Annotated in this window: 12 protein-coding genes and 2 riboswitches; of the genes, 1 reads left to right on the top strand and 11 read right to left on the bottom strand. The window is 56.9% G+C overall.

All coding sequences use genetic code 11. From position 1 onward, the window contains the following. Positions 1-10: 10 nt before the first annotated feature. The 11 genes from rfbH to rfbB all read right to left on the bottom strand — a co-directional run bounded on the left by rfbH (position 11) and on the right by rfbB (position 12,160). Positions 11-1,342 carry a lipopolysaccharide biosynthesis protein RfbH gene (rfbH, locus tag AC1RLW_RS27810; RefSeq protein WP_493195852.1) on the bottom strand — a complete coding sequence of 444 codons (1,332 nt, stop codon included), beginning with the start codon at positions 1,340-1,342 and terminating at the stop codon, positions 11-13. Further along, positions 1,335-2,432, bottom strand: a complete 1,098-nt coding sequence (gene rfbG / locus AC1RLW_RS27805; protein WP_493195851.1) for a CDP-glucose 4,6-dehydratase — start codon at positions 2,430-2,432, stop codon at positions 1,335-1,337. Before rfbG ends, rfbH begins: the two co-directional genes overlap by 8 nt. Next, positions 2,417-3,187 carry a glucose-1-phosphate cytidylyltransferase gene (gene rfbF / locus AC1RLW_RS27800; RefSeq protein WP_493195965.1) on the bottom strand — a complete coding sequence of 257 codons (771 nt, stop codon included), beginning with the start codon at positions 3,185-3,187 and terminating at the stop codon, positions 2,417-2,419. The genes rfbG and rfbF overlap by 16 nt, the downstream gene beginning before the upstream one ends. Positions 3,188-3,225: 38 nt before the next feature. Continuing rightward, the gene (locus AC1RLW_RS27795; RefSeq protein WP_493195850.1) at positions 3,226-4,587 is read right to left on the bottom strand and encodes a hypothetical protein; all 1,362 of its coding nucleotides are present in this window, start codon (positions 4,585-4,587) and stop codon (positions 3,226-3,228) included. A 77-nt stretch (positions 4,588-4,664) separates the two neighbouring features. Continuing rightward, positions 4,665-5,942, bottom strand: a complete 1,278-nt coding sequence (locus AC1RLW_RS27790) for an FkbM family methyltransferase (RefSeq protein WP_493195849.1) — start codon at positions 5,940-5,942, stop codon at positions 4,665-4,667. Between the two features lie 51 nt (positions 5,943-5,993). Further along, positions 5,994-7,022, bottom strand: coding sequence for a hypothetical protein (locus AC1RLW_RS27785; RefSeq protein ID WP_493195848.1), 1,029 nt, complete (start codon positions 7,020-7,022; stop codon positions 5,994-5,996). Continuing rightward, positions 7,015-8,625 (bottom strand): glycosyltransferase family protein, encoded by a 1,611-nt coding sequence (locus AC1RLW_RS27780; protein ID WP_493195847.1) that lies wholly within the window; start codon positions 8,623-8,625, stop codon positions 7,015-7,017. Before AC1RLW_RS27780 ends, AC1RLW_RS27785 begins: the two co-directional genes overlap by 8 nt. Before the next feature lie 96 nt (positions 8,626-8,721). Beyond that, entirely contained in the window at positions 8,722-9,270 is a 549-nt protein-coding gene (gene rfbC, locus AC1RLW_RS27775) for a dTDP-4-dehydrorhamnose 3,5-epimerase (protein ID WP_493195846.1), read from the bottom strand. After that, positions 9,267-10,154, bottom strand: a complete 888-nt coding sequence (rfbA, locus tag AC1RLW_RS27770; protein WP_493195845.1) for a glucose-1-phosphate thymidylyltransferase RfbA — start codon at positions 10,152-10,154, stop codon at positions 9,267-9,269. Before rfbA ends, rfbC begins: the two co-directional genes overlap by 4 nt. 39 nt (positions 10,155-10,193) lie before the next feature. Then, positions 10,194-11,084 (bottom strand): dTDP-4-dehydrorhamnose reductase, encoded by an 891-nt coding sequence (rfbD, locus tag AC1RLW_RS27765; protein ID WP_493195844.1) that lies wholly within the window; start codon positions 11,082-11,084, stop codon positions 10,194-10,196. Further along, positions 11,081-12,160, bottom strand: a complete 1,080-nt coding sequence (gene rfbB, locus AC1RLW_RS27760) for a dTDP-glucose 4,6-dehydratase (RefSeq protein WP_307635984.1) — start codon at positions 12,158-12,160, stop codon at positions 11,081-11,083. The genes rfbD and rfbB overlap by 4 nt, the downstream gene beginning before the upstream one ends. A 117-nt stretch (positions 12,161-12,277) precedes the next feature. Then, positions 12,278-12,368: riboswitch (glycine riboswitch) on the top strand. A 44-nt stretch (positions 12,369-12,412) separates the two neighbouring features. Further along, positions 12,413-12,519: riboswitch (glycine riboswitch) on the top strand. A gap of 91 nt (positions 12,520-12,610) precedes the next feature. Between rfbB and AC1RLW_RS27755 the strand changes: the two genes are divergently transcribed. Beyond that, entirely contained in the window at positions 12,611-13,918 is a 1,308-nt protein-coding gene (locus AC1RLW_RS27755) for a D-amino acid dehydrogenase (protein WP_493195843.1), read from the top strand. The last annotated feature ends 18 nt before the right edge of the window (positions 13,919-13,936 follow it).

Genomic DNA, 13,936 nt, shown 5'->3' with positions numbered 1-13,936 from the left:
CTGACAAGGTTCAGTCAAATCGCAGCCCCAGGTAGGTCTCGATGCTTTCGATCGTGTGATCCAGCATGGACTCGGTCAGGCCCGGATAGACGCCGATCCAGAATGTGTCGTTCATGATCCGGTCGGTGTTCTTGAGTTCTCCGACCACACGATAATTGCGACCCGCCATATAGGGCTGACGCAACAGATTGCCCGCAAAAAGCAGTCTCGTACCGACCTTCTGCTGGTCGAGGTAAGTCAACAAATCGACGCGGCGCGTATTGGCGGATTCCCGTAGGGTGATGGGAAAGCCGAACCACGACGGGTCCGAGCCAGGCGTTGCCTCAGGCAGCTCCAGGAACTCCTCCGCGCTGCGAAGCCGGTCCTTCAGGTAGTTGAAGTTCTTCTTGCGAGCATCCACGAAACCGTCGAGACGGTCGAGTTGAGCGAGCGCACAGGCCGCCTGCATGTCGGTAATCTTCAGGTTGTAGCCGAGATGCGAGTACGTGTACTTGTGGTCGTAACCCTCGGGCAAATCACCAAGCTTCCAGCAAAAGCGCTTGCCGCAGGTGTTGTCTTTGCCGGGCGGGCAGTAGCAGTCACGACCCCAGTCGCGAATGGATTCGGCGATCAGACGCAACTCGTCGCTGTTCGTGAATACCGCACCACCCTCGCCCATGGTGATGTGGTGAGCGGGATAAAAGCTCAAGGTACCGATATCGCCGAACGTTCCCACCAACTGCCCCTCATAGCGGGCACCGAGGGCGTCGCAGCAATCCTCGACCAGCCACAGCCCATGCTTCTGGCAAGCGGCCTTGACCACCTTCAGGTTGTACGGATTGCCCAGCGTGTGGGCCAGCATGATCGCTTTCGTGCGCGGACCGATGGCCGCCTCGAGCAGGTCCGCATCGATGTTGTAAGTGGGGATATGCACGTCTACGAAGACGGGCACCGCACCGCACTGCAAGATCGGATTGACCGTGGTCGGAAAACCCGCAGCCACGCCGATGACTTCATCGCCTGGCTTGATTGCACGGTCACCCAGCTTGGGCGAAGTCAGCGTGGAGAACGCCACCAGATTCGCCGATGACCCGGAATTGACCGTCATCAGGTGCTTCACTCCAAGGTACGCGGCAAGGCGGCTTTCAAACAGCGTGTTGAAGCGACCTGTGGTGAGCCATGCATCGAGCGAGGCGTCCACCATCATCTGCATTTCCGGCGTGCCGACGACCTTGCCCGAAGGTGGTATCAACGTTTCGCCGGGGACGAACGGCTGGGGCTTGCTGGCCAGTTCGCCGTATTCAGCGACCAAGGCCAGAATCTTCTTGCGCAGCTCGTTTTTCTGGAATGAAACTTCAGTCATGAGTGGGGGTGCTTTCGTATTGTTCGATCTGTTCGATGGTGTATTCAGTCATGTCGCGGCCGTTGGTCCAGGCCCTTTGCCAATCGACTATCGCGGTGAGGCTCCTGCGTAGATCCCAATGAGGAACCCAACCCAACGTTTGCCGCGCCTTGGAGCAGTCGAGCTTGAGCCAATTGGCCTCGTGGGGCTGTTCAGCTTCGGTTTCCTTACGCCACCGGGCGTTGCCGCCCCACAGGCTCACCAATTGATCGGCAATCCAGGACACCGGACGCGCATCAGCATCGTTGGGACCGAAGTTCCATGCCTCAGCCCACGCAGGACCTTCGGTGTGCAATTTCTCGGCGAGCATCATGTACCCCTTTAAGGGTTCCAGCACATGCTGCCACGGTCGAATCGCGCCCGGATTGCGAATACTGGCGTCCCGCTGATCGCCAAACGCGCGCAGCAGATCCGGGACCAGCCTGTCGGCTGACCAGTCGCCGCCACCGATCACGTTGCCGGCGCGAGCAGTGGCCAACGCAACACCGTGCTGAGCGTAGCGATCCTTATTGAAGAATGACGAGCGATATGACGACGAAATCAGCTCCGCGCATCCTTTGCTGTTGCTGTAAGGGTCATAGCCCCCCATGGGCTCGTTCTCCCGATAGCCCCACGGCCATTCGCGATTTTCGTAGCACTTGTCGCTGGTGACGACCACGACCGAACGTACCGACTTGCTGGAACGAACTGCTTCCAGCAAGTTGACAGTTCCCATGACGTTGGTCGAGTAGGTCTCAACAGGATCTGCATAGGAACGCCGCACAAGCGGTTGAGCGGCGAGATGGAACACCACTTCAGGAGCGCATGCCGCCATCGCGCCCCGCAGCCGCTCCAGGTCTCGGATGTCATTGACGATGGACTCAACCGACCCTGACGATGCCGTCAACGAGTGAAGGCTTGGCTCATACGCCGGCGCCAACGCGTAGCCGGTCACCACAGCACCCTGTTTGGCGAGCCACAAAGCCAGCCACCCGCCTTTGAAGCCGGTATGCCCGGTCAGGAATACGCGCCTGCCCGTCCAAAAGGAATTGGTCATCACCACGTCTTCCATGGTGCTTTTCCACTTTGCCAGAGTTCTTCCAAATGCATCTTGTCGCGCAGCGTATCCATTGGCTGCCAGAACCCATCGTGCTTGTAGGCGCCAAGTTGCGACTCTTTCGCCAAGCGCTCTAAAGGTTCGCGCTCCCAGATCGTCTGGTCGTCGGTGATGTAGTCGATCGTCGAAGGCGAAAGGACGAAGAAGCCTCCGTTGATATGTCCGCCATCGCCTTTGGGCTTCTCCTGAAATGCCTTGACCTTGTGGTCCTGCAATTCCAACGCGCCAAAACGGCCGGGAGGGAGCGTTGCGGTCAACGTGGCCTTCAACTTGTTGGCCCGATGGAATTTGACAAGCTCGGTAATATCGATATCGCTGACACCGTCGCCATAGGTGAAGCAGAAATCATCCTCCCCGTCCAAGTGCGCAGCAACACGTTTGAGGCGCCCCCCCGTCATGGTTTCGTCTCCCGTGTCTACGAGCGTTACCTTCCAAGGCTCTGCATAGCGCTGATGAACGTGCATTTCATTGCGCTCCATGTCAAAAGTGACATCGGACATATGCAAGAAGTAGTTCGCAAAATACTCCTTGATGACATACCCCTTGTAGCCACAGCAAATGATGAAATCGCGAATTCCATGAGTGGAATATATTTTCATGATATGCCAAAGCACAGGCTTCCCGCCAATTTCAATCATTGGCTTTGGCTTCAGATGCGTTTCCTCGGAGATTCTAGTCCCCAGTCCCCCAGCCAATATTACAGCTTTCATTTTATTTTCAATCAAAACCAATTAAAGAAAAATCGATTTCAGGCAGTCAAGGCAGCAGACCGTTTTTGCCAAATCTTTTCAACATAGCCTGCGCCCACAAAAACAATACTAACCAGGGTGCCGCAAATACTCCAGAAGTTGTATCTCAAATCTCCTGCCGGGGTAATGAAGTACATCGGCGCCAAGTAGAGAAGCGCACTAAAAAGAGTCACAGCAGCCTCTGTTCGATAGCGAAAATCCTTCTGCAAAAAGGCTGAGGCCAACGCCAAAAATCCAATCAAATAATAAATCCAAGCCCGATCCACGAAGCTTTGTTTAAAAAAAACAACATAATTCACAAAAACCGGAGTCAATCGATTGGGCAACTGCACGATTCCAAATTTATTCTGATCAACATTTGGATGAGTGACGTAAAAAATCTCATGATCATGAAATCCTACATATTCGGAAAAAATCGCAAGCCGGTGTTTCAAATAGGCCCCAGGGTTTTTCTTAATTGCGCCCAACCACTGCTGTGTCAACCCATCTAGTTCGCTGGATATGCGCTTCTCCGAATCGTTATTACTAGTGATGTTCAGGTGACGTGCGTCATAGATTTTCTTTAGGTACTCCGGTGCTACTGGAAGGCCGGAGTTGTCCTTCAAAAAGCTTTCTCCAGAAAATGCCGAAATCCCAACCAGATCATGTCGCATGATGCTCATCATGTTGGTGTTTTTCTCAAGTCGGACAAACTCCGGAAACCGAAAACTATTTATCACCCAAACCAACGAAAACAGAATCAAGAGAAATGCAAAAGCAGACAAGCAATACTTCACAAAAGAAGCCCGAACACCACGTCCGTTCTCGCGCAGGGAAAAAGCGTATACAAGGATGGCTAGTGCGCCGCTTGCAGCGTTGAATCTATAGGCCATTCCGCAAAACAAGAAAACAACCCCAGCAGCAAGAAGTCCACTTCTTTTTGCTCCAATCTCTAGTTTTGATGCCGCAAACATCAAAGCGAAACTGAGCATATAGAACGCCGCGACGGCCACATCTTTCCAAACTACCAGCATTGTTCCGGTGAGAGGCGGAAGCAATGCAAAAGTTGCAAGAATTACCAATCGAATAGGCCATGGCCAACCAATATTCTTGAGTATCCAAGCGAATGACAGCAATAATGTTCCATTCTGAAATAGCTGCATCAACGTCGGGCCTGGCCAAACCCAATCGAAGACTCGCCAAACATAGCTACCAAAGGGCGGATACTGAGAACCTTCAACACCCTCCCTGGCCTGGCGAAGTGCCTCGACGGAGTCGAAGGACATAAATCCCGGATTGGAAGCTATGCTGAACAGTACCGTCACTGCGAGCGCGAAAAGAAAAACGACTGTCGAGCCAAACTTCTCAGGATTTTTTTTCACGACTGCGAATTTTTTATGTGGTAGAACTCAAGAAAACCCAACGCTCGCCTGATGAACAAAATTCATTCAGGAATTGATTATTTCGCAGGCTTGAGTATTCGATACGTATGGGCCAGCAAGAATCGCAACGCACGTTTTATCTTTGGGTGTGCCGATAAAAACCCCCGAATGCGGGAACCAGTGCGCCAGTATGTGCTTTGCTCAATGGCATTCAGCCTGCCCAGTTCGATCCTCTGATGCTCGACGACCGATTCAAACTGCTTGGCGACCGCAAGAACCGCCTCCAGCGATCGCATCTTATTTTCAGCGTCAGCGCGACGCCTATCGCTGTCATCGAGCATCGTTTGCGTCGATTGAAGTTCACTTCTTAAACTCGCGACTTCCTGTCGGAGCTCATGAAAAGTAGGGCCAGGCGGGCGGGCGGGTTTCGCTAGAAAATCGTCGAACTCCTGCCGCAATGCAGCGTGCGCGGCCTCTGCCACCAAGGCCGTCGGGGAGGCGTCTTTCCATTCGGCTCTTCCCCATCGCGGCGTCTGCCATAGTGCAATCCGAAGATCCTCGCGGGAGGAAATATTTTTGAGAATGCAATTGTGCTCAACCAACAAGGGCGAGAGCGATGGGGTATTGCCGCGACTCGCCCACAATCCTGATTCGTAAGCCCATGGAAATATCTGCGCTTGTTCTCCATGGAAGTTGTTCGGTGCGAATGCGGGAAACGCAAAATAGTGAACGGTCAGCCCGGCTGAAATTAAAAGTTCAACCAAATCAAGGACGACAGGTTCCTCATTGCATTCGAGCCAAAAAGCAGGGCCGCCCGGAAGAAGAAGTGAGCGATCGGCGTCGAGTATCGAATACTCAAGCCCCTCGACATCCATTTTGATGAGATCAAAGCCGCCATGCTCTCGGTAAATATCCGATAGCCTGACGAAACTTGTCTTGGAAACCAACTCGACGCGCGTCTGATCGGTAGTGCTGGCGAACGACAGCGACCCGAGGTTGCTCTCGTCATATCGCCCCGCTAACTCTCGCCCGTCAGGAACAACAGCGGCCTCAATCACGGAGGCCGGAACGCGGACCAAGCTTTCCACATTTTTACGCAATGCCTGTGCCGCCACTGGATTGGCCTCGACAAACGCAAGAGCCGAAACCTCGGCTTCAGCCGTCAGGCCTATGCCAAAAGTCCCAACAAACGACCCAACATCCAGAACACGCACCGGACCACTTGGCAATGCGTTCGCGACGAAACGCACCTCGTCGTGCGCCCATTCGCCGTACGCGGAAAGAAAACGTCCGATCAAGTCATCTGCTGCTTCCGGCACGCAAAGCGACCCGTACCGCGTATCAAGAGATTTCATAAAGACCGACGCTTTAAAAAAAAGAAAAAATCAGCGAGGCAAGCTGTTTTTTTAAACATGATTGCTCTCGTACCAGCTCCGAAAAGTATCAGCGCCAACCCCAAAAGGATCCGGATACAGGCTATGAATTTCGGGACTATTGCGCCAAAAAATTCGATGAGAACGCGGCACCGCAACTCCGTCGTCATAATGGCTATACCGCCACCACCCGGTCGGCAACCCCTTGACCGCATGATGAATTAGTCGAGAGCGGTACCAGCGAAGGAGCTCAAAAACCTCAGACCGCCCCTTTGAATACAAATCCAATTGCTCCTCACCCACGGAATTCACTTTGGTGAAATGAAAAAATCTGAGCAATGCATTTCCCGCGTAGACATTCCCAGTCCCATCAATCGAAATTGGACGGTTGCTAATATTCCAGCTGGCTACGTTGTAACCAGGATCTCTCAACACTGCGACATTGTCGAAAAGTGCTGGAGCCAAATCACACCAACGCTGATCGGTGAACAGCCCATTGGGAATATCGTCGTGGCAAAACTCTCGGAGCCGCTCCGCCCACCAGTTTGCAAAGAGATGACCGTCCGGGCAGTTTCTCACTGCAACAAACCCGAGGTTATAGACTCCGTGCTTCAAGCAGGAAATTTCGTTACCTATCACACCGGTCCGAGTGCGTTCGGGTGTCAAGAGATGAGGCGTCAGAACAACTGCTCGGCTTTCAAGTAAATTTTCAACGTGAGTCAAAGGGGAAAACAAAGCGATATCGGGATCAATATACAAGACCCTATCGGCTCCACTCGCCAAGATTCTTTGAAGCATCGGCCCCTTGACTGCCGTACACAACTCGACTACGTCATGTCCAAAAATCCACGGATGATGGCTCGGGACATCGAGTTCATAAACCCGCACCACATGGTCAAAATCTTCATCGTCAAGATTGAATTCAAAACCCTCCGGCTCCTGATCCGAAAGGCACAGCCACAAAGTCCAATCCGGATGATGCTTTCGAATCGTTTCAGCAAGTACGCGTGCGCGATCCAGATAGCTGAACGAAATACTTGTATAGCAATGGGTACTAGACAAAGGAAACCTCTTTCAATAGCAAGTCCGCAGTACCTCTTGAGCGAAGGAGTTGGCCTCTTGTGAGCTTTTCATTGGCTCGCTGCACAATTTCTCCCGTCATGAACAACGCCCTTAGCTCAATTTCTGTAGCGACGCCCATACCTCTCTTTTTGTCAGCAGCGACCACTGCTGGCCACACATTTCCGGCATCTTTTCGAGCGACCACAAATGCCCCGGCAGCAAGGGCTTCGAGGGTGATGAAGGAAAAGGTCTCATAACAGCTCGACCAATTTATCACCACATCGATTTCATACTCGAGAACTGCCTCGATCATTGCATCGAGATTACTAGGCTTGACCTCGACCAGCACTTCTGTCAACCCATCCAATTCAGTTTTTCCGAATCCGAGGCGAAAAAATTCATAGCGCTCATCTTCGGCATGGCGTTCGACAATCTTCTTGAAAGTCGCCCAACCTTTATGCGGGGCTGCAGCCCCCAGATGAGCAACACGCAAAGGTCTGCGCTGAGTATTGCGGGAGGGAATACCCAATTCGACGCGCGCCAAAGGAAGAATCAAGGCCTTGGAATGGGGGAAATCACCCCTGCTTTTCCAAAAATTCAACGCCGTTTCAGAGGGTGCCAAGACAATCGGTTGAAGCTCATCGAACAAACGCCTTAAATTTTCGAGATGAAGGCGTCTATCGCCCCCCTCGCAGCAGACCATACACGCCGAAGACTCGACCGAAGGCGCGTTGCAAAATGCAATGTCGTTACGTAGCAAAAATGGGTTGGTGCAAAGACTGAAAAAATCATGCACCCATAACTTGGGAGTTCCGGCTGTGCAGACTCGAGACAGTTTGGCCACCGTTTCCACGGAAAAACCCATCAAATGATGAATCACTAGATCCAAGGACTTTTTGCACTCATTTGCAGCCAGAGGCAACGAAGTCAATAAATCGCCCAGCTTGACAACACCCTCGCGCTTACCGTTCAAAGTCAGTACGAGAAAAGTGGCGTTTTCGTCAGCCGCATCAGCAAGAAATGGCAACGGGAACGCAGGGCAAAGGTGCACATAGATCCAGCCAGCCTCGGCAAGCACTCCTTGTTCAATGGCGATCGCAGTCTGGACTCCGCCAACGCTTTTTAAATATTGATCATGACTCATGGAAATGATCACAGCGCCTGCATTCTTCTGGAATGCCGAAAAAAGGAGTTGCTGGACAGACTCTCTGTCGAGCGGCGAATCAATGTCGGCAACTGGGGTCCAACCGGCTGCCCGTATTCGCGCAGGGCGAGCGGCCAGAACAATATCTTTTCCGCTTTCAACGGCGCGTCGCGGGGGAACGGCGGCGCGCCCTTCTTTCGCACCATAAACTGCGTAGTGATTCAGTGGATTCAGATCCCCGGCCGCGACATCGGGATATGCGCGAAGATAAAATTTGGTATCGAACGATGGACTAGGGTTTCGACCTTCGCGCCAGCCATGGGAAGAGTAATGCTCAAGGGGGTCCAATCCCGCCGCCGCAACGTCCGGATATTTCGCCAAATAAAAATCGGCATCGAACAATGCTGATGCCGCAATTTTTTCCAATGACCAGTCAGGATTCGGCACGATCTTCCTCATTTAACACAACCCTTCAAATCGATCCTGATGAAAGCCATCGACTCACCTGGCTAAAGCCATTTTTCCGCATCGGCTGCTGGGCCGACAAGGCAACATTCATTCAAATAGAGCAGCTTCTGCAAAACTGGACCCTTGCTGATCCTTTTGAGATAACAAAGGGTTCAACCCGGCGACAGGCCATTGGATATTCAAATCGGCGTCATTCCATACGATGCATTTTTCGTGGGAAGGCGCATAGTATTCCGTTGTCTTGTACAAAAAATCTGCCGACTCACTCAAGACAAGAAATCCGTGCGCAAAGCCTGCTGGCACCCAGAATTGCTTTTGATTTTGCTCACTGAGCTCCACACCGACCCATCGACCGAACGTTGGGGACGATTTGCGGATATCTACAGCCACGTCATAGACCGTGCCGCGCGTTACCCGCACCAACTTTCCTTGCGGTTGCTGAATCTGATAATGAAGCCCGCGCAGCACGCCTTTTGCAGACCGTGAATGGTTGTCTTGCACGAAGGAAACATGTTCTCCCACGGCGGCGTCAAATGCGGCCTGATTGAAGCTCTCGAAGAAGAAGCCGCGCGCATCGCCGAAGACCTTCGGCTCGATGATCAAAACGTCGGGGATCTCGGTTTGGATGGCCTTCACGAGCGCACCTCTTCGGCCAGCAAGTGGTTCAGGTACTTGCCATAGCCGTTCTTCTGCAACGGTGCAGCAAGCTTTTCGAGCTGCGCGCGGTCAATGAAGCCATTGCGCCAAGCAATCTCTTCAGGACACGCGATCTTCAGCCCTTGCCGATGTTCCAGCGTCGCGATGAACTGCCCCGCTTCGAGCAGGCTTTCGTGCGTGCCGGTATCCAGCCACGCATAGCCGCGCTGCATGATCTGCACATTCAGCTGGTTGAGGTCCAGATAGGCTTGGTTGACAGCGGTGATTTCCAGTTCGCCACGCGAGCTGGGCTTCACGGCCTTCGCGATGTCGACCACCTGGTTGTCATAGAAGTACAGACCGGTCACGGCGTAACTGCTCTTGGGCTTGACGGGCTTCTCTTCGATGCTGCTGGCCTTGCCGTGGGCGTCGAAGGCCACCACACCGTAGCGCTCCGGGTCATGCACGTGGTACGCGAACACGGTCGCACCGCTTTGCTTCGCATCAGCGTCCGACAGCAGATGGGCAAAGTCATGCCCATAGAAGATGTTGTCCCCCAGCACCAGCGCACTCGGCGAATTCCCCACGAACTTGTCGCCAATGATGAACGCCTGCGCCAGGCCATCGGGACTCGGCTGCACCGCGTACTGCAGGTTGATGCCCCATTGGCTGCCGTCGCCCAGCAGCTGCTGGAAGCGCGGCGTGTCCTGCGGCGTGCTGATGATCAGGATGTCGCGCATGCCGCCGAGCATCAGGGTGCTCAGCGGGTAATAGATCATGGGCTTGTCGTACACCGGCAGCAGTTGCTTGCTCATGGCGAGCGTGGCCGGGTGCAGGCGGGTGCCGGAGCCACCGGCAAGGATGATGCCTTTGCGTTGCGTCATGGGAGTCTTCTTCTGTGAGGGGCAGGAAAAATCAGTCGGTCAGAGCGTCTCGCGCAGCATGCGTGCCACGCCTTCCTGCCAAGGCGGCAGGCGCAGGCCGAAGGTGGTCTGCAGCTTGGTGGTGTCGAGCCGCGAGTTGTGCGGCCGCTTCGCGGGCGTCGGAAAGGCGCTGGTGGGCACGGCCTCCACGGCCTGCGGGCCGGCCTTGAGTTCGACGCCGGCCTGCTGCGCCATCTCGAGCACGAAGCGCGCGTAGCCGTGCCACGTGGTCTCGCCGCCGGCGATGGCGTGGTACAGCCCGGCCTTGGTCGGGTCTTGCAAGGTGGCGCGGATGGCGTGCGCGGTGATGTCGGCCAGCAACTCAGCCCCGGTGGGGGCGCCGAACTGGTCGTCGATGACCGTGAGCTTGTCGCGCTCCTTGGCCAGGCGCAGCATGGTCTTGGCGAAGTTGCCGCCGCGTGCGGCGTACACCCAGCTGGTGCGAAAGATCAGGTGCTTCGCGCAATGCTGCGCCACCAGCTGCTCGCCTTCGAGCTTGGTCTGGCCGTACACGCTGAGCGGGCCGGTCGCGTCGTCTTCTTTCCAGGGGCGGGTGCCGCTGCCGTCGAAGACGTAGTCGGTGGAGTAATGCACCATCAGCGCGCCGATCTGCTGCGCGGCCTCGGCCACCACGCCGGGCGAGGTGGCGTTGAGCTTGCGCGCGAAGTCGGGCTCGCTCTCGGCCTTGTCGACGGCGGTGTGCGCGGCGGCATTGACGATGACGTCGGGGCGCACCGCCAGCACCGTGGCGGCCAGCTGCTCGGGGCGGCTGAAGTCGGCGTGGAAGTCGGTGCTGTCGAAGTCCAGTGCGACCACTTCGCCGAGCGGCGCGAGGCTGCGCTGCAGCTCCCAGCCGACCTGTCCACCTTTGCCGAGCAGCAGCAACTTCATGCGGAAGCCTTTGCGGGTGCGGCGTCGTACTGCTTCTCGACCCATTCGCGGTACGCGCCGCTTTGCACGTTGCGCACCCACTCGCCGTTGGCGAGGTACCACTCGACGGTCTTGCGGATGCCGGTATCGAAGGTCTCGGCGGGCTTCCAGCCAAGCTCGGCCTCGAGCTTGCGTGCATCGATGGCGTAGCGGCGGTCGTGGCCCGGGCGGTCCGTGACGTAGGTGATCTGTTCCTTGTACGGCTTTCCGTCGGCGCGGGGGCTCAGCTCGTCGAGCAGCGCGCACACGGTGTTGACGATCTCGATGTTGGGCTTCTCGTTCCAGCCGCCGACGTTGTAGGTCTCACCGAGCTTGCCGGCCTCGAGCACGCGGCGGATGGCGCTGCAGTGATCCTTCACGTAGAGCCAGTCGCGCACCTGCATGCCGTCGCCGTACACGGGCAGGTTCTTGCCGGCCAGTGCGTTGACGATCATCAGCGGGATCAGCTTCTCGGGGAAGTGGAACGGGCCGTAGTTGTTCGAGCAGTTGGTGGTGACCACCGGCAGGCCGTAGGTGTGGTGCCAGGCGCGCACGAGGTGGTCGCTGGCGGCCTTGCTGGCCGAGTACGGGCTGTTGGGCTCGTACTTGTTCTCTTCGGTAAAGGCCGGGTCGGTCTTGGAGAGCGAGCCGTAGACCTCGTCGGTCGACACATGCAGGAAGCGGAAGGCCGCCTTCTGGTCGGCCGGCAGGGCGTTCCAGTAACCGCGCACCGATTCGAGCAGGCGGAAGGTGCCGAGCACGTTGGTCTGCACGAAGTCTTCCGGGCCGTGGATCGAGCGATCCACATGCGATTCCGCGGCAAAGTTCACAACGGCACGGGGTTTGTGCTCGGCCAGCAGGCGATCGAGCAGCGCGCTGTCGCCGATGTCGCCCTGCACGAAGACGTGGTTCGCGTTGCCCTTGAGCGACGCGAGGGTCTCGAGGTTGCCCGCATAGGTCAGCTTGTCGAGGTTCACGACGGGCTCGTTGCCCTGCGCGATCCAGTCGAGCACGAAATTGGCGCCAATGAAGCCTGCGCCGCCGGTAACCAGGATCATGAGGTCCCCACCTGTAGAAAAAAGTTTGCTTTACCAAAAATCAACATTCAATTATCCCATCGGTGTGAAGTGCCGATGTACAGGGCTTGGCCGGCTTGCGGGGCCCGCCTACAATCGCCAACAATTGCAGGAGAGCGGGCCTCCACGGAGGCCCTACCGAAGGCGCAAACTCCCATAAACGCTCAGGTCGGCCCGACGAAATTCCAGGCAACGCCCAGGAACTTCGGCAAGGGGTCAGTACTGCACTCATCGATACAGCCGTCTGGAGAGCCGCCACGCCATGTGGCGCACCGAAGGAGCAAACCCGCTGCGGGTGCAGCAGGGTGAATCTCTCAGGTACCGAGGACAGGGGGAGCGGCAACTTGGACATCGGTCGTCCGGTTGCTTGCTATTTTTTCAATAGCACTCCACGCCCGCCGTTCAAGCGCTGCAAACTCAAAGGTACTTGCAATGCGTGTGATCGTTCTTGGCGCCGGCCTGCTCGGCGTGACTTCGGCCTACTACCTCCAGCAACTCGGCCACGAGGTGACCGTGATCGACCGGCAGGCCACCCCGGCCGCCGAAACCAGCTTCGCCAACGGCGGCCAGATCTCGGTCAGCCATGCCGAACCCTGGGCCAATCCGAGTGCGCCGCTGAAGGTGCTGCAATGGCTCGGCAAGGAAGATGCCCCGCTGCTGTTTCGCATCCGCGCCGACATGCGCCAATGGCTCTGGGGCCTGCAGTTCCTGCGCGAATGCACCCCCACGCGCACCCGCCACAACATCGAACAGATCGTTCGTCTCGGTACATACAGCCGGGAAATGTTGCAGCAATTGCGTCGAGACACCGGCCTGAGCTATGACCAGCGCACGCAAGGCATCCTGCACTTCTACACGACGCAAAAAGAATTCGACGGCGCCCTCAAGCCCGCCGAGCAGATGCGTGCCCTGGGCTGCGAGCGGCTGGTCATCTCCGCCGACGAGGCCATCAGGATCGAACCCGCCCTCGCCCACATCCGCCCGCAACTCGCCGGCGCCACCTACACCGCCGAAGACGAGTCGGGCGACGCCAACCGCTTCGCGCGCGAGCTCGTGAAGCTGGCCGAGGCGGCCGGCGTGAAGTTCCTCATGAGCCACACGGTGACTGCGCTGCGCGAAGCCGGCGGCAGCATCGACCACGTCGAGGCGACCGACAACGAAGGCCGCTTCCAGCGCATCCGTGGCGACGCCTTCGTGCTTGCGATGGGTTCGCTGAGCCCGCTGTACGCCGCGCCGCTGGGCATCCGCCTGCCGATCTACCCGGCCAAGGGCTACTCGGTGACGCTGCCCGTGAAGGACGCGTCGAAGGCGCACCAGGTCTCGCTCACCGACGACGAATACAAGCTGGTGTTCTCGCGCTACACCTCCGAGTCGGGCGACCGCCTGCGCATCGCCGGCACGGCCGAACTCAACGGCTACGACCGCGACCTGAACCGCGTGCGCTGCGAAGCCATCGTGCGGCGCGTCGAGGAGCTCTTCCCCGGCGCCGGCGACACCGAGCGCGCGCAGTTCTGGACTGGCCTGCGCCCGGCCACGCCGAGCAACGTGCCGCTGATCGGCAAGACCAAGCTGCCGAACCTGTTCCTCAACACCGGCCACGGCACGCTCGGCTGGACGCACGCCTGCGGCTCGGGCAAGTCGATCGCGCGCATCGTGAGCGGGCTGGCGCCCGAGGTCGACTTCGCGTTCGCCGGCATGCCGGCACCCGCGCCGCGCGCCGTGCAGCCCGCACTGGGTTGACGCGGCACCTGCCCTCGG

Source organism: Variovorax sp. GW822-FHT04A09, assembly GCF_058801005.1.
The sequence above is the reverse complement of the archived record's forward strand: the minus strand, read 5'-3'. Positions and strand labels throughout refer to the sequence as shown.

What these genes read in the sequence shown, in the direction of transcription:
- rfbA (WP_493195845.1), bottom strand. Translation starts at nt 10,154, where the DNA reads ATGACGCAACGCAAAGGCATCATCCTTGCCGGTGGCTCCGGCACCCGC.
- AC1RLW_RS27755 (WP_493195843.1), top strand. Translation starts at nt 12,611, where the DNA reads ATGCGTGTGATCGTTCTTGGCGCCGGCCTGCTCGGCGTGACTTCGGCC.
- AC1RLW_RS27780 (WP_493195847.1), bottom strand. Translation starts at nt 8,625, where the DNA reads ATGAGGAAGATCGTGCCGAATCCTGACTGGTCATTGGAAAAAATTGCG.
- rfbH (WP_493195852.1), bottom strand. Translation starts at nt 1,342, where the DNA reads ATGACTGAAGTTTCATTCCAGAAAAACGAGCTGCGCAAGAAGATTCTG.
- rfbG (WP_493195851.1), bottom strand. Translation starts at nt 2,432, where the DNA reads ATGGAAGACGTGGTGATGACCAATTCCTTTTGGACGGGCAGGCGCGTA.
- rfbF (WP_493195965.1), bottom strand. Translation starts at nt 3,187, where the DNA reads ATGAAAGCTGTAATATTGGCTGGGGGACTGGGGACTAGAATCTCCGAG.
- rfbB (WP_307635984.1), bottom strand. Translation starts at nt 12,160, where the DNA reads ATGATCCTGGTTACCGGCGGCGCAGGCTTCATTGGCGCCAATTTCGTG.
- rfbD (WP_493195844.1), bottom strand. Translation starts at nt 11,084, where the DNA reads ATGAAGTTGCTGCTGCTCGGCAAAGGTGGACAGGTCGGCTGGGAGCTG.
- AC1RLW_RS27790 (WP_493195849.1), bottom strand. Translation starts at nt 5,942, where the DNA reads ATGAAATCTCTTGATACGCGGTACGGGTCGCTTTGCGTGCCGGAAGCA.